Origin of the sequence: Kordiimonas sp. SCSIO 12603 (assembly GCF_024398035.1) — a bacterium.
Lineage (GTDB): Bacteria > Pseudomonadota > Alphaproteobacteria > Sphingomonadales > Kordiimonadaceae > Kordiimonas.
This window is the reverse complement of the sequence record NZ_CP073748.1, coordinates 1,648,883-1,668,991: the sequence shown is the minus strand read 5'-3', so window position 1 is coordinate 1,668,991 and position 20,109 is coordinate 1,648,883. Positions and strand designations below refer to the sequence as shown.

At 46.6% G+C, this 20,109-nt stretch carries 18 protein-coding genes; 12 read left to right on the top strand and 6 right to left on the bottom strand.

Annotated features, from left to right (window positions below; all coding sequences use genetic code 11):
• Positions 1-92: 92 nt before the first annotated feature.
• The 8 genes from KFE96_RS07600 to KFE96_RS07565 all read left to right on the top strand — a co-directional run bounded on the left by KFE96_RS07600 (position 93) and on the right by KFE96_RS07565 (position 9,017).
• The gene (locus KFE96_RS07600; protein ID WP_255835385.1) at positions 93-635 is read left to right on the top strand and encodes a heme NO-binding domain-containing protein; all 543 of its coding nucleotides are present in this window, start codon (positions 93-95) and stop codon (positions 633-635) included.
• A 9-nt stretch (positions 636-644) separates the two neighbouring features.
• Positions 645-1,973: an ATP-binding protein gene (locus KFE96_RS07595; RefSeq protein ID WP_255835384.1), complete on the top strand. Its 1,329-nt coding sequence runs from the start codon at positions 645-647 to the stop codon at positions 1,971-1,973.
• A gap of 14 nt (positions 1,974-1,987) precedes the next feature.
• Positions 1,988-3,064, top strand: coding sequence for a response regulator (locus KFE96_RS07590; RefSeq protein WP_255835383.1), 1,077 nt, complete (start codon positions 1,988-1,990; stop codon positions 3,062-3,064).
• Positions 3,061-4,245: an HD domain-containing phosphohydrolase gene (locus KFE96_RS07585; protein WP_255835382.1), complete on the top strand. Its 1,185-nt coding sequence runs from the start codon at positions 3,061-3,063 to the stop codon at positions 4,243-4,245. Before KFE96_RS07590 ends, KFE96_RS07585 begins: the two co-directional genes overlap by 4 nt.
• Before the next feature lie 174 nt (positions 4,246-4,419).
• Positions 4,420-4,740 carry a DUF3325 family protein gene (locus tag KFE96_RS07580; RefSeq protein WP_255835381.1) on the top strand — a complete coding sequence of 107 codons (321 nt, stop codon included), beginning with the start codon at positions 4,420-4,422 and terminating at the stop codon, positions 4,738-4,740.
• Entirely contained in the window at positions 4,737-5,006 is a 270-nt protein-coding gene (locus KFE96_RS07575) for a hypothetical protein (RefSeq protein WP_255835380.1), read from the top strand. Before KFE96_RS07580 ends, KFE96_RS07575 begins: the two co-directional genes overlap by 4 nt.
• The gene (locus tag KFE96_RS07570; RefSeq protein ID WP_255835379.1) at positions 5,003-6,607 is read left to right on the top strand and encodes a PepSY domain-containing protein; all 1,605 of its coding nucleotides are present in this window, start codon (positions 5,003-5,005) and stop codon (positions 6,605-6,607) included. Before KFE96_RS07575 ends, KFE96_RS07570 begins: the two co-directional genes overlap by 4 nt.
• Before the next feature lie 94 nt (positions 6,608-6,701).
• Positions 6,702-9,017 (top strand): TonB-dependent receptor, encoded by a 2,316-nt coding sequence (locus KFE96_RS07565; protein WP_255835378.1) that lies wholly within the window; start codon positions 6,702-6,704, stop codon positions 9,015-9,017.
• Between the two features lie 71 nt (positions 9,018-9,088).
• Here KFE96_RS07565 and KFE96_RS07560 read toward each other — a convergent pair whose 3' ends face one another.
• A complete protein-coding gene (locus KFE96_RS07560; protein WP_255835377.1) occupies positions 9,089-9,313 on the bottom strand; it encodes a hypothetical protein in 225 nt (74 codons plus the stop codon).
• Positions 9,314-9,476: 163 nt separating this feature from the next.
• Between KFE96_RS07560 and KFE96_RS07555 the strand changes: the two genes are divergently transcribed.
• Positions 9,477-10,850, top strand: coding sequence for an amidohydrolase family protein (locus KFE96_RS07555; RefSeq protein ID WP_255835376.1), 1,374 nt, complete (start codon positions 9,477-9,479; stop codon positions 10,848-10,850).
• 143 nt (positions 10,851-10,993) lie between these two features.
• The gene (locus tag KFE96_RS07550; protein WP_255835375.1) at positions 10,994-11,824 is read left to right on the top strand and encodes a flagellin; all 831 of its coding nucleotides are present in this window, start codon (positions 10,994-10,996) and stop codon (positions 11,822-11,824) included.
• Positions 11,825-11,880: 56 nt separating this feature from the next.
• On the opposite strand, the gene KFE96_RS07545 is transcribed toward KFE96_RS07550, so the two are convergent.
• From KFE96_RS07545 to KFE96_RS07530, 4 genes are all read right to left on the bottom strand, one after another.
• Positions 11,881-12,696, bottom strand: coding sequence for an aspartyl protease family protein (locus KFE96_RS07545; protein WP_255835374.1), 816 nt, complete (start codon positions 12,694-12,696; stop codon positions 11,881-11,883).
• A 128-nt stretch (positions 12,697-12,824) separates the two neighbouring features.
• On the bottom strand, positions 12,825-14,843 hold the full coding sequence (gene rpoD / locus KFE96_RS07540) for an RNA polymerase sigma factor RpoD (protein WP_255835373.1): 2,019 nt from the start codon (positions 14,841-14,843) through the stop codon (positions 12,825-12,827).
• 75 nt (positions 14,844-14,918) lie between these two features.
• Positions 14,919-16,829, bottom strand: coding sequence for a DNA primase (dnaG, locus tag KFE96_RS07535; protein WP_255835372.1), 1,911 nt, complete (start codon positions 16,827-16,829; stop codon positions 14,919-14,921).
• Positions 16,830-16,945: 116 nt separating this feature from the next.
• Positions 16,946-17,842, bottom strand: a complete 897-nt coding sequence (locus tag KFE96_RS07530; RefSeq protein ID WP_255835371.1) for a LysR substrate-binding domain-containing protein — start codon at positions 17,840-17,842, stop codon at positions 16,946-16,948.
• Between the two features lie 102 nt (positions 17,843-17,944).
• On the opposite strand from KFE96_RS07530, the gene KFE96_RS07525 reads away from it, so the two are divergent.
• Positions 17,945-18,121 (top strand): hypothetical protein, encoded by a 177-nt coding sequence (locus KFE96_RS07525; RefSeq protein ID WP_255835370.1) that lies wholly within the window; start codon positions 17,945-17,947, stop codon positions 18,119-18,121.
• Positions 18,122-18,192: 71 nt separating this feature from the next.
• On the opposite strand, the gene KFE96_RS07520 is transcribed toward KFE96_RS07525, so the two are convergent.
• On the bottom strand, positions 18,193-18,648 hold the full coding sequence (locus KFE96_RS07520) for a GatB/YqeY domain-containing protein (protein ID WP_255835369.1): 456 nt from the start codon (positions 18,646-18,648) through the stop codon (positions 18,193-18,195).
• 261 nt (positions 18,649-18,909) lie between these two features.
• Between KFE96_RS07520 and carA the strand changes: the two genes are divergently transcribed.
• Positions 18,910-20,085 (top strand): glutamine-hydrolyzing carbamoyl-phosphate synthase small subunit, encoded by a 1,176-nt coding sequence (gene carA, locus KFE96_RS07515; protein WP_255835368.1) that lies wholly within the window; start codon positions 18,910-18,912, stop codon positions 20,083-20,085.
• Positions 20,086-20,109 lie beyond the last annotated feature (24 nt).

The window sequence follows — 20,109 nt, the reverse complement described above, 5'->3', positions numbered from 1 at the left end:
TTTTATCCCCCTCCCCAAATGGGGACTGTAGAGTTCCGCCATTGGTGGCAAACTTCAATCAAGTTCGGAATGAACCACGATTGGAGAGCACGATGAAAGGTATCGTTTTTACAGAATTTCTAAGCATGGTGGATGAAGTATTTTCTCCGCTTGTAACCGAAGAAATTATCCTTGCGTGCGATCTGAAAACAGGCGGTGCCTACACATCGGTTGGCACATATGATTACAAGGAGCTAGTCGCGCTTGTAGTTGCTCTCAGTAAACGTACAGAAACACCTGTATCGCAACTGGTGAAAGCATTTGGCGAGTATCTTTTCTTTGCGCTTGTGAAAAACTTCCCTGAGCATATTGATACTAATCAGGATATTTTCTCCTTTTTGGAAAGCATCGAAGATTACATCCATATTGAAGTTAAAAAGCTCTACCCTGATGCGCAGCTTCCAACTATCGCCTGCGAACAACCGCAGAATGGCACACTGTTGTTTGACTATAAATCCCGGTGTCCTTTTGCGGATTTGGCCGAAGGCTTGATCACAGCATGTGCTGAACATTTCAAAGTTGCTGTTTCCATCACCCGTGAAAAAGTGTGCGAAACAGGCACGAGCGCCACCTTTATGATCCAGAAAATGGCATAGGAGGCACCGATGGATATCCAAATATTAGAAAGCAGAATTGCCAGAGAAAAAGCCGCGAGAATACAGGCTGAAAGCTTGCTTGAGCAAAAAAGCTATGAACTTTACCAAACCAATAAAGAGCTATCCCAAACAGCATGTAACCTGCAGGAACAAAGCCAGCAGATTGAAACCATTTTAGAACATACCATCGCAGCTATTTTCATGGTTGATCAGAACGGTATCATTATCCGCGCCAACGAGCACAGTCGTAAACTGTTTGGAGCGGAAGGTGCAACAACGGGCAAACCTTTAACGCCTCTTTTTGAAGGGGATCATAGAGCCACAGTTGAATACCTAACCCAGAAGGGCGGGGAAAGTGATGAACTATTCGACCTTCATGGGCTTAAAACAGACGGCACACCATTTCCTATTGAAGCTGCTGTTTCAAAAATTGAAGTTGCAGACGGTTTTAAAACCGTTTGGATTTGCCGTGATCTAAGCAGCCGCATGAAAGCAGAGAAACGCCGCCGTAAACTTGAACAGGAATTAAGCCAAGCCCAAAAGATGGAAGCGCTTGGTACGCTTGCCAGCGGCATTGCCCACGAGATCAACACCCCTATTCAGTTTGTACGTGACAATATCCATTTCTTACAGGATAGCTTCGAGGATCTTGAAAGCCTTATTTCTGAGTACCGCAAGGCGATCAATTCCCTCGAGGCCCCCAATAAAGCTGAAATTCTCGAGAAGCTGAAAGATGCTGAAGAGGATGCTGATCTTGAGTTTCTTCAGGAAGAACTACCTTCTTGTGGCGAACAGTCCCTCGAAGGCATGGAACGTATCGGTACGATTGTTTCTGCTATCAAAGAATTTTCCCATCCCGGGCAAAGTGCTACTGCGGATATTGACTTAAACAAAGCGATTGAAACCACCGCTACTGTTACTCACAACCAGTGGAAATATGTAGCAGACCTTAATCTGGATCTTGATTCAAACCTACCCCATATCAAAGGTAACGCCGGTGATATTAATCAAGTGATGTTGAACCTTATCGTAAACGCTGCACACGCTATTGAAGAACAGAAACAATCATCTTCCGGTGCTATCAACATATCTACCCGCTCAAGTGCTTCTGCGGTTCATCTTGAAATCACTGATACGGGTTGCGGCATTCCGGAAAAATATCTTGAACGTATCTATGATCCTTTCTTCACAACCAAAGAAGTTGGGAAAGGAACAGGCCAAGGCCTTGCGATCACCTATAAAATCATCACTCAGCGTATGGGTGGCAGTATTGAGGTAGAGACAGAAGCGGGTATTGGCACTTGTTTCAAAATCACTCTGCCCCTTAATGCTCAATAGATGGGAGGCCAGCTATGAAACCAAGCATCTTATTTGTTGATGATGAACGCGATGTTCTAAGAGGTCTTCGTAGAGCTCTAAGAGGCAAACGCAAGGACTGGGATATGAGATTTGTGGAGAGCGCACAAGAAGCCATGATCGCTATGTCAGAAACGCCAGCAAACATCATTGTTTCCGATATGCGCATGCCAGATGTGGATGGTGCCGGATTAATGGAAAGCCTTGCTGAAAACTGGCCGTTCACATGCCGTTTTATTCTTTCTGGTCAAGCCGCAGATCACGCTGTTATTAAAGCGGTTGGTATCACCCACCAGTTCCTTGCGAAGCCGTTTGACAGCCAGAAGCTGATTAAACTTCTTGAAGAACAAATTCCTCTTTTCGAAACAGAGCAATCTTCGCGGCCTCTTGCTATTGAAGCTTTACCAACACCGGATAGCACCGCTGAGAAAATTAACCGGATCTTTGAGCAGCCAGATTTTGATGCCAACGAACTGGCCGAAATAATTGGTGATGATCTGGCTTTATCTGCCAAGCTGCTGCAGCTTTCAAATTCAGCCTATTTTGGTAACGGGCATACAACCTTGCTCCCTGGCGATGCTGTCAGAACACTGGGCAGAGAGGTTCTGACAACTCTTAAAGACCAAACTCGTTTTATGGAGCCAGCAAGCGCGACCTGCCCTAACCACAAAGAATTAAACGACCTTCTTCATATGGCTGGGGAATATTCCCGTATGGCTGATGCATACTGCCATAACTTTCCAGAGCATGAGTTAGACCCAGCTCTCCTCAGACAGCTTGCCAAATTCCTCCCTTTGGGCAGAGTTTTAGGCATTGCATCAGGTGCAAAATCTTATCTGGATGAAACCCTCTGTATCAACTTCGCAAATCTGTGGGGATTTCCACAGGAAATCGTTTCGGGATTAAAGGAAATCTGGACCAGCAATATCTCAACTGATGAGGCAGCGGTAGCCGCCGCCATTGGGCAGTTCTTCCAACACGAAGGTGTACCAGCTGACCAGCAAAATCCGGCAATCGCATCGTTTATTGAACGTCTTCAAAACCTGTCTATTCAAGAGGAGAAAGCAGCATGACTAAAAAAATACTTTTTGTTGATGATAGCCTACAACTTCTCTCTGCAATCAGACGCCGGCTTAGAAAGGAAATCAACCTTTCCACAGCGGCCAGCGGCCAGGAAGCACTCAACCTTCTTAAAGAAGAAGGGCCATTTGCTGTTCTTGTGACGGATCAAAACATGCCAGGAATGAATGGTTTAGAGCTCCTGAAGGCAGCTAAAGAAATCGCGCCGGACATGCAGCGTATCATGATGACAGGCCAAGCGGATGAAGAAACATCCCAACAGGCTATAAACGATGGACATGTTTTTAAAATACTTTCAAAACCATGCTCACCAGAAGATGTACTCACCGCTGTTCGCAGCGCGCTAAAAAGATTTGAAAGCAAGGTTAATGAACGTACCTCAGCAGAAGCAACCTTGCTGGAGGGCCTTACTCTTATGAGTGAAGTTATCGCCTTTAAAGGTGGCAACAGCGCGGGTGCTGCTCCATACACCCGAGCATGGGCAAAGCAACTTGCCCCATACATCGGAGATATTAACCCGTTTGAACTTGAATGTGCTGTTATTCTCTCTGGTCTTGGGAAGCTGTCTTTGCCTGAAGAATTGCAAAGCAAAATTGAAGCTTCAGAGCAGCTTACAGATGAAGAATATCGTCTTGTTGAAAAAGCGACAAGTTCAGCCAACCGCGTGCTTGATAAAACACCTATGTTCAAAGATGTAGCGGATGCCATCCAGTATCAAAATAAGGGTTTTGATGGATCGGGTTGGCCTAATGATGATGTTTGGGGCAATTCAATCCCGAAAATGGCACGTACCCTTAAAATTCTGAATGATCTTAGCGCCCATGCAGTTGATGCAAATGGCAACTTCTCGCTCCATAAATCATTTGGTGAGTTAAAACGAAATATCGGTGCATATGACCCTCAGCTGCTTGAACAGTTTGAACACATCCTTATTCATGAAAAGCACCAACAAGGAGACCCCCAAGTTCACGTGGGAACGACAGTAGAAGTAACTGACCTTGTGGAAGATGATATTATCGAAGAGGATATCCGCACTAGATACGGCTCACTCGTTCTAACGGCAGGTACAGTATTAACCCCTCATCTGCTTGGTAAAATTAAGCAAACCAATGACAATATTGGCCTAAACTCACCAATACAGATACTTAGACGAGGTGTTAATGCAGCCGCGTAAAACAAAATAATACCCTAAAGTATTGAGGTAACTCAGGGTATGGAAACCAGCAAACATGAGTAATGCATCATTTTACCTTGCAAGTAAGAATGACTCGCATTATTAATGCCCCAGAATCGCTGCAACTACTGGAATGCAGCTACACCGAATTGACAACACTGGGGTACTTGTCGAATGGATATCTGGTTTCTGTCTAGCTTTAGCCTATTTGCGGCAATGTTACCGTATGTGGCCAATGATCCCAAAATTCTGCCGCTCAAATTAAGTAAACGCTTTTATAAAGTTGCTGCAACAGCACTTAATCTGGCTGCTCTATGGGGCTGGAAACAGGCTTACGGTTGGGAGTTAGGCATCGTGATTTGGCTGGCGCTCTTTATGCTTGGCGGCACTGTGCTCGTCTTACTCCACCCGGTGAGGCCCAGGCTCGCAGCTGCGCTTTTCCCCATCTCTGCCTTTGTAAGCTGCAGTGCCCTTATAATGGGAGCTGCATCATGACAGCAGGTAAAGCAATCAGTGCTCTATTCGGTGGTCTGCTCGTAGCGATCTTTGGCGGTGCTTTCTTAAATATTTATCTGCCCTACGATTTAGCGGCTGATCGTTTGATCATCGGTGCCATTCTCATGCCGGTCATCTGGTCGGTTGCTGGCATCATGTTCTGCACAGTGAAATCAACACTCAAAGCCTGGGGCTATGCAGGCTTGATTATTCTAATTACCGGCAGTGCAAATGCCTATGCCATTATGGGGGGAGCAGGCGCATGAGTGCTGATAAGAACAAACAACTACAGGCTAAAGCCGATAAACAGGCTGGCCGCAAACTGATGTATGAAGGTCATGCCTGGGCTGGTATCGGTCTAGGGCTTTTGATGTTCATCGTGTGTTTCTCAGGTGTCGTAGCACTTTTCACTGATGAAGTTGGCTTGTGGGAAGATGAGCGGCTACGCCGTGCTTATAGTGGGCCTGAGTTTTCTCTGGATAAAACTGTAAAAGCAGCCGATGCCATGTTTGAAGGCGACGCTGATTTTGTAGTAGCGGTACCACCGAACGAGTTTTATCCCCTCGCTCGCATTTTCCTTCGGGATGTTGATACTGGCCATAGCCAGAATTTCAATTTCGATCCCGAAACAAATGAAATGCTTCACACCAGTGACGATGGTGTTGGCCATTTTCTGGCTCATATGCACACAGATCTTCACCTTCCTAAACCTTGGGGTCGCTATCTTGTGGGCTTTATGGGTGTGGTTCTAATGTTTTCTATTATCACCGGGGTGATCATTCATAAGAAAATCCTGAAGGAACTGTTCAGCTTCCGTGTAGGCCGCAGCTTACGTCTGATGCTCACAGACAGCCACAAAGCCATGAGTGTTTGGGGGCTGATCTTCCATGCGATGATTGGCTTCACAGGGGCGCTTATTGGCTTGTCCGGCATTCTGTTACTGATCGCGGCTGGTGCTGCCTACAAAGGAGACACCGCAGCCGCACAAGCTGCCATCCTCGGCACACCGCCACAGTATGTGGGTGAGGCAGCACCAATGACAAATCTGGATGAACTGCATGCCAAAGCTATTGAGATGCAGCCAGGTACGGCCATGGAAACAGCCATTATCCAAAATTTCGGTGATAAAAACGCTTATATTGAATTCAATCTGGATATCCCGAATGTAACACGCACAGCACTGGCACCACGTGGTTCTGTATCCTTTCATGCCGTAACAGGTGAATTCTTGAGCTCGAAGGATTGGCACGCCAGCGGCATCGGTATGCGTTTCTATTATTCTATTGTGCCGCTCCACTATGCCACATACGGCGGTGTTGCCCTTAAGGTGCTTTACGCTCTTCTCGGCATATCCACCAGCATGCTTTCCATTTCCGGCATTCTGCTTTGGATGGAACGCCGTACAGGCCGCAAGGGTAATGAAGCAATGAATTCATACCGCTGGCTTTCTGCACTTTCAGTGGGTGTATGCGGCGGCATGGTATTGGCCACGGCATCTGCGTTTCTCGCCCAGCATATGGCCGTTGCTGCTGGTTACAGCGTTACAGAAACCATTGTTGGCAACACCTATTTTAGCGTTTGGGTTCTAAGCATCATTTTCGCCTTTGGTTTGGGTAATGCTTACAGGTCTACCAAGCTTCTTTTGCAGGCTTCAGCCGCGGTATCAATTTTAGTACCCGTTGCAAACGGCGTGCTCACTGGTGATCATCTCTTTAAAACCCTGCTTGCCGGTGAATGGGCTGTAGCGCTTGTTGATCTAACGATGCTTGGTGCTAGTGCTTTACTAATTTATTCTGCCTCGAAGATACCGCTCAAACGTCCTGAAATGATCAGACACCGGAAAGTGGCCGCACAACCTGCGGAGTAATTCCCCACAAAAAACGCGATTGAAAGCCTCAAGGCAAATAGGCTTTATAATTGCAAATAATAATTATTAACAATTTAGGTTCAGGAACCGAAACATGTTGAAAAATCTATATACCCGATCGAGCCTTATAGCTGTAGCAGCTGCGTTATCAAGCTCCCCCCTGCTTGCTGAAACAGAGGCTACTTCCGAAGCAGACAAGCCTGTTGAAGAAATTGTTGTGATTGGTGAAAAGCGTGCCAAATCACTTCAGGAAACAGTTTCCAGTGTTCGCGTTATTACGGCTGACACCATTGAAGTAGAAAACATTGATAATGTTTACGACGTGTTTGCGCGCACAGCTAACGTATCATCCGCCAACTCCAACAATGGTTTCAACATTCGCGGTGTTGATGCGTTCAGCGTTTCTGGTGGCGGTTCAAGCTACCTTGCGAGCGTATATGTGGATGGTGCAGCCCTTCCCCGCCGCGCAGTTGCAACAGGCCCGCTAACAGCTTGGGATGTTGCTCAGGTTGAAATTCTTCGTGGCCCACAATCAACTCTGCAAGGCCGTAACGCACTAGCCGGCGCTGTTGTTATCCGCACACAAGACCCCACATACGAATGGGATGCGCACGGGCAGATTACGTTTGGTAATGGCGGTCTTGAAGAATATGCGTTTGCTGGCGGCGGCCCGCTTATTGAAGATCAAGTAGCTTTCCGGGTAGCTGTTGAAACAACAGAATTTGATGGTTTCATTGATAATATCACAACGGGCATCAAATCTGATTTCGATAATGATACAACGCTGCGTGCCAAACTTCTTATCGAGCCAGAAGGCCTGGAAGGGTTTAGAGCACTTTTTGTTGCCGCCTATAATGACCATGAAACTGGCCACGCCAACTCTATCGTCGATACACCGGACCGCTTTAACAACCGATTGATTGACTATGATGCCCCAACACAAACACGCAACGAAAACACTATTTTCACTGCAGAACTTTCATACGAACTGAACGATATTTGGAGCCTCACTTCCATCACGTCCTACAATGAAAACCGTTATTCGTTCCAGTGGGATTCCGATGCATCAGCGCTGCCACTTGGTACGACATTCGACGATAATCCACAGGATACCTTCACACAGGAACTGCGTATAAACTTTGAATATGACCGCCTGAAAGGTGTGTTCGGGGCTTATTATTTCAATGAAAGCGGTGATGAAGAATTTGGTGGTACAACCTTCCTAACCATTGAAAGCCTTGGCCTTCGCCAAATCCTTACTGCTCCACCTGCAGTTGGTGGTTTTGGCCTACCCATTGCTTTAGCAGATGGTGTTTTATCGCTCTATGGGCCTGTTGATCCTGTCGTTGTGAATTACCTAACGAGAGCGCCGCAGGATATCAGCTCTGTCGCTGGATTTGCTGATGTAACATATGATGTATCTGATAATTTCTCCATCTTCGGTGGCTTCCGCATTGATCATGAGAAACAGACAAACGAATATTCAAATAACCCTGTGGTTACCAACCGTGCCCTCTTCCCTGATCCCACAAATCCAGCATTTGATCCGCTAACCGCGCAAATCGTTGCAGGGATTAACGGCGTTCTTGATGGGCAGGTAGCTTCAGCCTCTGCAACAGTGCCAAGAAACTCAGCAACATTTAACGCGTTCCTGCCTAAATTCGGGGCCACATACCGCTGGACAGACGATATTTCCACAAGCTTCACTATACAGAAAGGTTATCGTTCTGGCGGCCTGAGTAACAACGTTGCACGCGCTACATCTGTGCCGTTCGATCAGGAAAGCACCTGGAACTACGAACTGTCATTCCGCTCTCAGTGGCTAGACCGCACACTTACAGTAAACGCCAACGCTTTCTATATTGATTGGTCAAACCAGCAGCTTGATGTTCAGCTTTCAGGAAATGATCTGGACAGACAAACAGAAAACGCTGGTTCTTCACGCGTACTCGGTTTTGAACTGGAATCTTTCTACCAACCAAACGAAAACCTGAGCTTTTATGCGACACTCGGCTTCTCAGATACCAAATTCAAAGAGTTTCTAGTTGTAACACCAACCGAAACTTATGATCTTTCAGGCCGCCCGTTTGCTGATGCCCCGAAATGGACCGTAAGCACAGGTGCTACATACCGCGGTGACAACGGCTTTATTGCCAACCTCAATATGAACTACCGTAGCAGTGCAAAGGCTATTGTAAACCCAAGCCTGTTCGCGGGTCTTGATCCTGATGTTGATGCAGTAACACTTGTGAACACTCGTATCGGCTACGAAGGTGAAAACTTTGGTATCTTCGTATTCGCCAACAATCTGTTTGATGTGGATTATGTAAGCTCGCCAGACCTTCGGAACAACCGCGAAGTACTTGGTGATCCGCGTACATACGGCCTTCAAATTCAGTTTAAAATGTAAGGCAGCGGCAATAGAAAAACAAAAGGCACCGTATATGTGGTGCCTTTTTATTTGGTGCTGGTTACTCTCGATTAAAGAGCATCAATCTCTTCACTCAATCGGGAAGATTTATCCGTCGCGATACGCTCTAGTACTTTCACACGCTCTTCAAGTTCAGCAATTTTTCTGGAAGCTTCATCTCCCAGTTCATTCATTTTTGCTTTTGCCTGATCTGATTTCATTTGCACCCAGTTTTTGAAAGCCAAGCTGCTCATTACAGTGACAACTATCAAAAACACCATAGTATATTGATTCATGGGTTGGTCCTCGCTTCAAATGTAAACTTATGATTATTATTGCCTTCTGATATGGTCATCAGCAAGCTTGTTTGCAACATTGGCACATGCAAAAACCACAATTGCTTGCTAGACATTCTTCAAAAGCCCAATAAAATTAACCGCTGCAAACCGGGGAGTTAGCATGTTTTCAAAACGCCTATCCATCGCAGCATCCATAGCATCTGTTCTAGCATTAACCAGTTTTGAGGCTTTTGCCCAAACTGAACGTATTTTGCTGGAAAATTTCAGCTTTTATGAAGCATCATCAGAAAGCATGTTGATGGCTGATAACATGCTGATTGAGAACGGTATTATTAAATCTTTCAATTACACAGGGAAATGCGGCGGCTGTGAACGTATAGACCTTGAAGGAGGGTACCTCATTCCTGGCCTTATTGATGCACACCAACATATCGCTGATGGCGGTTTTGCAAAAAGGAACCTGGATGAACGATTAGCCCTGTACCGCAGGAATTTATATTGGGGTATCACCACTACATTTGACCCGAATGTAAGACGCGGTGTTATGCGCGCTCTGAAAGCAGCAGTGCGAGAGAGGCCAAACGATTATCCATCTTATTTCGCAGCCGGGCAAAGCATCACAATTCCCGGAGGCTGGGGAGATAAAAAGGTCACAAGCTTCCCAGAGGTACGTAACACCGTTAACCTAGCACTCGCGAGTGGTTCTGATGCTGTCAAAGTTAGCTTTGATGATAAAAGCTGGCTTTCAAGTAATCCTATGCAAAAATTCCCAGTGGAATGGCTGGAACAAACAGCAGCTTATACCCACAGGTTAAAGCGCAAGGTTTATGTAGCCGCAGCAAGAGCAGATGATGTACAGGCAGCGCTGAATGCGGGTGTGGACGGCATTCTCCAAGGAACTATTGATAAGCAGCTTTCTGAAGCGGCTATCAACACACTACGCGATAGACAAATACCCTATATTTCTACCCTCGCTATGTTTGAAGCCATAGCGGATGTGCAAACTTCCGTTAAAGAACAACATGTTTTTGACCCAGACAATATTAACACCAATCTGCTTTACCAGAATATGGGTTCAGACCTTATGGTGACTAACTGGGAAGATTGGTGGGATAACTCACGGTATCTGAAAGCCAAACTACCTATACTGCGGGCAAATACGCTTATGCTCGTAAATAAAGGGGCACTAGTTGGTATTGGCACTGATGCAGGAACACCCAGCGTAATTTTTGGAGCATCCCTACCCTATGAAATGGAACTTCACGAACGTATTCAGATACCTCCTCTTAAAGTTCTAAAACTGGCTACCCTCAACAACGCTAAAATCATTGGCATTGATGAATACACAGGCTCTATCACTGAAGGTAAAGAAGCTGATCTGATATACCTTACAGATAACCCTGCAGATGGTATTCGAGCACTTAACAGTATGGTGTGGGTGATGCAAAATGGTGTGAAGCTATTTCGGCAAGGCATAGTCGGCAATAAAGATAAACCTTTACCGCCCATACGAGGCACAAAACCCACTGAATAAGGTAAACAGACGGTAAATCAATCGTTACAATATTATCTACTCCTTTCTTCTTGGGTAAAAAACTGCCATAATGAAAATTGGGTGTAAGTTTGCGGAGGGGTCCGCGAGCTTAGATTAAGTTCATAGAAGATGGTGCTGAGACAATGGTAAACTCCATTAACACGAACGCCGGCAGCTTGCAGGGCGTTCAAAACTTGCAGAAAGCAAATAGCTCTCTTGCCAATACACAGGAAAGAGTAACGACAGGCCGCGATGTAAACGGCCCGCAGGATAATGCTGCGCTGCTTGCGATTTCCCAAATCCTTGAAAGCGACGTTGGTGGCCTGAATAGTGTACGCCAATCGCTTGACCGAGCTATTTCAACAACCGACGTTGCGCTCGCTGGCGCTGAAGAAGTGTCAAACACACTTCTTGAACTACGCGAAACAGCGGTACGTGCATCAGACCCTGGTCTTGATGACGCAAGCCGCGATGCACTGAATCAACAGTTCAATGCGCTCCGTGACCAGATTTCCGGAATTGTTGAAAATTCAAGCTTTAACGGTACAAATGCTCTCCAGTCTGGTGGTGATGCCATTAGCGCAATTACCAGCCCTGACGGCGATAGCAGTGTTACGGTTGGCGCTCAGGATCTATCGCTGGGTGGCCCGAATGTAACACTTACCGATAGCCAAAGCATTGGAACTGCGTCAGACGCTCAAGCCGCTGTTGCAGCGATTGATGCGAGCATTGCAAACGTAACTGCTTCCCTATCGGAGCTAGGTGCAGCTTCACAGGAATTCACAGCGACCAGAGAATTTTCTCAGACGCTTGAGAATGTAACGCGGGAAGGCATTGGTAATCTTGTGGATGCCAACCTTGCTGAAGCAAGTGCGCAGTTGGCTGCTGATCAGGTTAGCCAGGCACTTGGAACACAGGCGCTTTCAATTGCAAATAGCCAGCCTTCAAATATCGTAAGCTTATTCCAAGAATAATAAGCTTTATCTAAATTGAAAAACGCAGCAACCTCTTGAGTTTGCTGCGTTTTTATTTACTGTTTCCCCGCTCTATCAGCGTTCTTGATGTAGAGCCGCCAAGTTTTGAAATCGATAGCAAATTCATGTTCCCCCAGAACATCCATTCCCAGAATCATGGCCGGCACATTCGAAGCACCTAATAAGACAAAAACTGGTATATCAGCTACATAAAGCTCGGCATTTCCTATTTCCAAATCCCCTAAAACAAGATCTGGTACCAGCATTTGTTTTGTTGAACGGGTTCCTGCAATACGGGCTGATGTCTCTTTTTCCTCTATGCCTGAACGAGCCATTGCTTCTGCGCCAGAGGTATTGATAACAGTATGTGAAGCGCCTGTATCTACGATCAGCGGCACCGTTACACCGCCAATTTCAATTTCAAGAGCAAGCGAGCCGTATGCGACGGGGCGTCCTTGTATATAACTCCAACCATCTTCCTCACGGAAATCATCAGATGAATCTAGTAGAACTGCCAGATCATCTTTTGGTTTCATCAACAATGTTTTTCCGGTGAGCACATCCACACCGATTAACCCCTTTGCCTGTGAGCCAATAACATCAGGTAGAGCAACAGTATCTTCAACCTGTAGCGTTTGCCCCAACGCGAACAAATCTCTCACATCAAAAACCTGCACCCGCCTGTATCCTCTCGCCGTAACAATACTGCGGGATTTAAAGGGAACAGCTTGAATATCCATCAAGGCTGTCAAAGAGCGATAAATAACACTTCGGCTGGCACCGGTATCGAGAATGAAAGGGAAAGGCCCTTCGCCGTTCACATGTACACCAACCATCAAGCGACCATAAGCATCTCGCTCAAGTTGATGCATTATTTCAGCGCCGTCTACATAAGCTGAAGCAGGCTGAAAACCAAGTCCTAACCAAAAGGCAAAAAAGGGCAGCCAGCGAAGACCACCCTTTTTGAATATATTACCAAGCTTAAACAGAGGAGCTGGTCCTATGTATCTAGGAAACTACGAAGCTGACGTGAACGACTTGGGTGCTTCAGCTTACGAAGTGCTTTCGCCTCAATCTGGCGAATACGCTCACGTGTTACCGAGAACTGCTGACCAACTTCTTCTAGTGTGTGGTCTGTATTCATACCAATACCAAAGCGCATACGAAGGACACGTTCTTCACGCGGTGTAAGAGATGCAAGCACACGTGTTGTTGTTTCACGAAGGTTAGACTGAATCGCCGCATCAACAGGCAGGATCGCATTCTTATCTTCGATGAAATCACCAAGATGGCTATCTTCCTCGTCACCAATCGGTGTTTCAAGCGAGATAGGCTCTTTCGCAATCTTCATAACCTTGCGCACTTTTTCAAGTGGCATGGATAGACGTTCAGCAAGCTCTTCTGGTGTCGCTTCACGGCCAATTTCATGTAGCATCTGACGACCAGTACGAACAAGCTTGTTGATCGTTTCAATCATATGCACAGGGATACGGATTGTACGCGCCTGATCTGCGATAGAACGCGTGATCGCCTGTCTAATCCACCATGTAGCGTATGTAGAGAACTTGTAACCACGGCGATATTCGAACTTATCCACCGCTTTCATCAGGCCGATGTTACCTTCCTGAATCAGGTCAAGGAACTGAAGGCCACGGTTTGTGTATTTCTTCGCGATAGAGATCACGAGACGGAGGTTAGCCTCCACCATTTCTTTCTTCGCAATGCGGGCTTCTTTTTCACCCTTCTGAACTGTACGAACAATGGTGCGGAACTCACTCACATGCAGACCTGCACGTGTCATGATTTCTTCCACTTGATCGCGGATATTTTTAATTGCAACGCCTTCAGCTTCAACAAAGGCTGCCCAGCCTTTGCCTTTCAGCTTGCTAACGCGGTCACCCCAGCCATCTTCAAGTTCATTACCTTGGTATTCCTGAAGGAAAGCAACACGGCTTACTTTATGGCGCTCCGCAAGACGAAGTAGACGACCAGAAAGGCTCATAAGGCGGTTATTAAGGCCGTATAGTTCATCAACAAGTTCTTCGATGCGGAAGTTATTGAATTTGATAGAACGAACAAGCTCAACAAGCTCATCATTCAATTTCTTATAACGGCGTTCTTGAGATGTGCTTAGGTCTTCACCAGTCAATGATAGCTGGAAGCGCTGAGTTTGTAGTTTTACATATTTCTTGTATGCAGCCGTGATCAGCTTGAATTTTTCAACAGCTTCAGGTGTGAGATGCTCTTCCATTGCAGAAAGCGACATTGCCGCTTCTTCATCTTCTTCATCACTATCACGAGGGCCAGTTGGTGCAGCAGGCTTTTCTTCGCCATCATCTTCACCTTCAGCATTTTCATCTTCTTCTGTTTCTTCTTCCTCTTCAGAAGAAGAACCTTCAGCCATCACGTCGCCAGCGTTTTCGTCTTCCAGCTCATTCACACTTGGCTGTTTGCCGAGAGTAGCCTCAAGATCAATAATATCACGAAGCAGCATTTCTTCGTTTTCATGCGCTTCTGCCCACATCACAATAGCCTGGAATGTAAGCGGGCTTGCACAAAGCCCTTCAATCATTGTCGCCCGGCCTGCTTCAATCCGTTTCGCGATAGCGATTTCGCCTTCGCGGGAGAGCAGTTCTACAGATCCCATTTCACGCAGATACATGCGAACAGGGTCATCCGTGCGGTCACCAGCTTCTTTTTTATCTGATGCTTTGAATTCTTCTTTGCCTTCTTCTGGCTCTTCAGCCTCAGGCTCTTCAGTTTCAGCTTCCTGCTCTTCGCCGTCTGTTACATTAATACCCATCTCGGAGAGCATGGTCATAATGTCTTCGATTTTCTCAGACGACATTTCTTCAGTAGGCAATGCAGCGTTCAGCTCATCATACGAGATGTAGCCGCGCTCTTTTGCCTTTGCGATCATCTTTTTTACAGCTGCTTCCGTGGAATCGCCCATCGGTGTTGCACCCGCCTCATCGCGGCCAGCAGCTTTATCTTCTTGTTGATTCGCAGTAGTTGCCATGTAAATTTTCTCCAGATCTGCGTGCGACTCGCAGTCTATACCATATTTATAAAAAGAAAACCGTCCTGATTCGTATTAAACAAACGAAATACGCCCAGATTCGAGACGGTATCCTTCCTTATCAACTTCTTTATCTTCCAGTGCCCGATATGCCTCTTGCGCAGCAACAAACCGTGCATGGTTTTCTTCTGTCATATCAGCCGCATACTCTGCCTCAGCCTGCCTGTAGGCATCACGCGCAGCCGTAACATATTGAAAACGCTTATAAACATGCTCAAAACCTGTCAGCGCATCAGCAAGTGCAGCTTCTGGCCAAGCGAACCAATCGTCCTTCAGCGTTTCATCTCGAGTTAAAGTACCCAATGAGTTTGTCAGCCCTCTTTCGTGAAGGTAGGTCTTAACTGCCTCACGTTCAAGGGGAACATCATCGTTTACCTGTTCGATCAAGGCATCGCGTATAGCGTCTAGCCCGGGCACTGTAAACCGCAGAGTCGCAACATGCTCTTCATGTTTCACTAAAATCTCTGGATGATTCACCAATGTCAGCATCATGACACGCTCAAGGCGTTCACAAATTGCGCTCTCACCGCGGCTTCTTCCGATGCTTGTTGATGCCAGCAAACCTGTTGCCAGCCGACCGCCACTCTTACGGCGTACCATACCCGCGCCGCCTTGCTTGCCGTATGATCCTTTACGGCTGCTGCCACCCGATTGTTCGCCGCGGAATAGTTTGAAAATCCGGTTTCGGTATTCACTTTGATAGAGCTTTTTAACATTTTCATCTTCGATAACCGAAAGCTTACCGAAAATCGTTTTCTCAAGCCCTGCCCTGCGTTCTGGCGTATCGTATGAAGCTGCGCCCGTTAGCGCTTTCCAAAGCATATTCACAAGGGGATCAGCCTTATCAATCATCCCCTCAATGGCTTGCTTACCTTCACGCTGTACCAAAGTATCTGGGTCATCGCCTTCAGGCATCATGATAAAGCGAAGTGATTTTCCCGGCTTTAAAAGCGGTAGCGCGCGTTCAAGCGCCCTGTTCGCTGCCCTTACCCCTGCGTTATCGCCATCAAACGATAGAATCGGTTCATCAGCCATATGCCAAAGATGACCGATCTGGTCTTCTGTCAGGGCCGTACCAAGCGGCGCCACCGCATATTTCACGCCGAACTGATCAAGGGCAATAACATCCATATAGCCTTCAACCACCATCACCTGCCCAGCGTCATAGCTGGCTGCGCGTGCGTTTGCCCAATTATAGAGTGTTGCACCTTTATGGAAGAGCGTAGTTTCAGGGCTATTCAAATATTTGGCTTTTGCATCTTTACTAAGCGCACGACCACCAAAGGCAATCGTTTGCCCTTTCCGGTCAGTGATCGGGAACATCAAACGGTCCCGGAATCGGTCATAACTTGGTCTGCCATCATCCGGCTTAATGAGCATACCAGTTTCAATAAGCTGATCTTCACCAATACCCCGCGCGAGCATTGCTTCCTTAAGCGCGGAGCGGTTATTGGGTGCATATCCAAGCCCGAATCGCTTCAGCGTTTCATCTGTTAAGCCGCGCCCTTTAATATAATCAAATGCGCTGCGTCCGATTTGGCCAATCAACTGCGCCTGATACCAGCTGGAAACCGCATCCATCACTTCATAAAGTGTGGCACGCTTTTTCTCTCGCTCTTGCTGTTCCCGCGACTGCTTCGGCACTTCCATGCCAGCTTCAGCGGCCAGCATTTCAATAGTTTCAGGGAAAGTAAGCCCCTGTGTGTTCATTACGAAATCAAAAACGCTACCGTGAGCCCCACACCCAAAACAGTGATAAAACTCTTTCTGATCATTCACGGTGAAGGATGGTGTTTTCTCATTGTGGAATGGGCAAAGGCCGTGGTGTTCCCGCCCGCGCAGCACAAGCTTTACCTGCCGACCAACAACATCAGACAGGGTAAAACGCTGTTTAAGCTCTTCCAGAAACTGCGGACTAAAGGCCATATTTGCTCACGTTCAGAAAAATTGAAAACCGCCCAGCCTCAGGGCGTACGCGTAAAGATTAAAATCGCATAGATGCTTTTATAAATGCAAGGGTTCAGTGCGTCTATCAGACGGCTTTATTCTGTAACTTGAATATAAGGCGCCATCTGACGTTCCATTTCGGCAAACTCTTCCATCAGCCAGCTTTCAAACAAACGAGCTTTTTCTGGCTTATCTTCCTGTGCATGCACAATGTAATAACCATATGGCGTATCAAGTGGCTTTCCGCGCACACACTTAAACTGCCCCGCGAAAATAGCGTTAGAAGCAATCGCATAAGGCACAAGCGCAATCCCTGCCCCCGCGGCAGCCGCCTGAATAAGCAAACCCGAATGGCTATAGCGCCCTGCAATTTTCACTTTGGTAATATCAACACCATTTAGATCAAACCAACTGGCCCATGCATCTTTGGTCTGGTGCTCAAGGAGAGAAAAGCTATGTGCAATCTCCTTGGTTATATCCTTGCCCTCACTCAAGCTAGGCGCATAAATGGGGGCAAACATTTCTTTAAGCAGTACATTTGAATAACGCCCAACCCGCACGGCGATATCATATCCTTCAGCACGAATATCCTGCGGTCTGTCATCCACATTGAGAATCACATCAATTTCCGGATGGCGCGCATTGAATTTGGATAATCTCGGAATCAACCAATTTATGGCGAACGATTGATAGGTGGTAAGCCTGAGCACATTAGGCTCATCCCGCTTGCTCTGCTGATTGATGGTTTCTTCAATCCCTTCAAATGCCTCGCGCACACTATCCGCCAGCGCCCGACCTTCCGGCGTTAAGGCAACTTCCCGAGGTTTTCGCACAAACAGCTTCAATCCAGTTTCTTCTTCCAGAAGCTTCACCTGCTGGCTCACAGCAGACTGTGTGCGACCAAGTTCCTTAGCTGCTAGCGTTAGACTGCCGTGCCGTGCCGCGGCATCAAACGCCATCAACCCTGAAAGACTGCGTAATTTAAAAACCATTTGCTTAAGCCTTAATTTATCTAAGCCTTAGTCTTCATATTACGAATTTGTATATTTGGTCAAATCTCATCATATCTCCTATAGAAATGAAAGGATACAATGATGAAAAACACCGACACACAACAGCCTGGCTTTCTTGAAAGGCTTACTATTTTGCTAGCACCAACCGATGATATTGCCTTAACTGAATTAAGGAAAGAGCTTTCAAAGCCTTCCCAAAGAACGGAAAAATCAAAATCATACTTCCCGAAAACAGCAAAACATCTGGGTCATGTATGATCAGCAAAAAAATAGGGTGAAGCCACGTTCGCAGCTTCACCCTATTAATAATGTATATATAGGTGCTTAAACTAGCTCAGCATACCCTTGATGGTAACGCTTGCTTTCGCGAAATCCATCTGGCCCGCGTATTTAGCCTTTAGCGCCCCCATGCAGCGGCCAATATCCTTAAGGCCTTCTGCACCAATTTCATTAATCACAGCTTTTGCAGCATCAGTGATTTCATCATCACTCATCTGCTTTGGCAGGAATTCCTGAATAATACTGATTTCTTCGCGCTCGCGTTCAGCAAGCTCACAGCGTCCGGCTTCTTCATAAGCCTTGATGCTGTCGTTGCGCTGTTTCACCATCTTAGAGAGGATATCAGTGATGAGTGCATCATCCTCTTCAGGTGTACGGTCTTCTGAGCGCAGCTCAATATCTTTTTCTTTAACGGCCGCCAGAATCAGACGAACAGTAGTGAGCTTACATTTTTCCTTTGCAAGCATCGCCGCTTTCATTGCTTTAGTGAGATCTTCTCGTAACATATCCTTGTACCCCGGTCTACGAGTCGGAAGCCACCATACTATCGCAGAGCCCAAAAATTAGCAATTTATTAAAATTTGCTAAGTCATTGATTTTAAAGGAAAAATTATAATATTTTTCCCTTGACCCCAAGTCCTTGTTTGATTATTGTCCCGTCAATTTGGCCGCAGCCAATATACCTATTAAGGTGTGTTTATCTAGCGGCTAATCCCTTGATATGCAAGGGACGACATTGTGACACTCTGGTGAAAGAAGGCCTGACCATGACCGACTCTGATCTGTACTCACCTCCAGCGGATGATATTTCTGCTGTTCTCGTTCTTGCTGATGGAACTATTTTTTGGGGGTATGGATTTGGCCGAGAAGGCGATACCGTCGGCGAAGTTTGTTTCAACACTTCCATTACCGGTTATCAGGAAATTCTGACCGACCCATCCTACGCGGGTCAGATCATCACTTTCACCTTCCCTCACATCGGGAACGTTGGCACTAATATAGAAGACATTGAAACGCGCTCTCCAGCAGCACGGGGCCTTGTTATCAGAGAAGAAATTACTGACCCATCAAGCTTCCGCGCTGAACACCATCTTGCAGAATGGACAGAGAAAAACAGCCTTGTGGGCATCTGCGGGATCGACACCAGAAAGCTGACACGCTACATCCGCGAAAACGGCGCACCAAACGGTGTTATTGCTTATAGTAAAGACGGTGCGTTCGATGTTCCTGCACTCATCAAACAAGCGAAAGATTGGCCGGGCCTTGAAGGTATGGATCTGGCGAAAGATGTAACACGCGAAAGCAATGAAAGCTGGGATGGCACCCGCTGGGACCTAAAATCAGGTTACAGCGTTCTTGAAAACCCAAAAGCCCATGTGGTGGCGGTTGATTACGGTGCGAAAGATAACATCCTTCGCTGCCTATCTGCCACTGGTGCGAAGGTTACTGTAGTACCTGCTGAAACCAGCTTTGATGATATCATGAGCCATAACCCAGACGGTATTTTCCTATCGAACGGTCCGGGTGACCCAGCAGCGACTGGTGAATACGCCCTACCGATTATTCACAAGCTTATTGAAACAGGCCTGCCAATCTTTGGCATTTGTCTTGGGCATCAGCTTCTTGCTCTCGCGTTCGGCGGCAAGACATACAAAATGCATCAAGGCCACCGCGGCGCGAACCACCCGGTTCAGGACCTGCGCACAATGAAGGTGGAAATCACGTCAATGAACCACGGCTTTAGCGTGGATGGTGATAGCTTGCCTGAAGATGTTAAAATCAGCCATATCTCACTGTTTGATAAAACAGTGTGTGGTATCGAACATACCAAGAAGCCAATCTTCAGTGTTCAGCAACACCCAGAGGCATCGCCCGGGCCGCAGGACAGCTTCTATTTGTTCGAACAATTTATGAATATGATCGAGAATCATAAAGCCGCATAGTTTTTGCGGCTTTTTATTGATCCT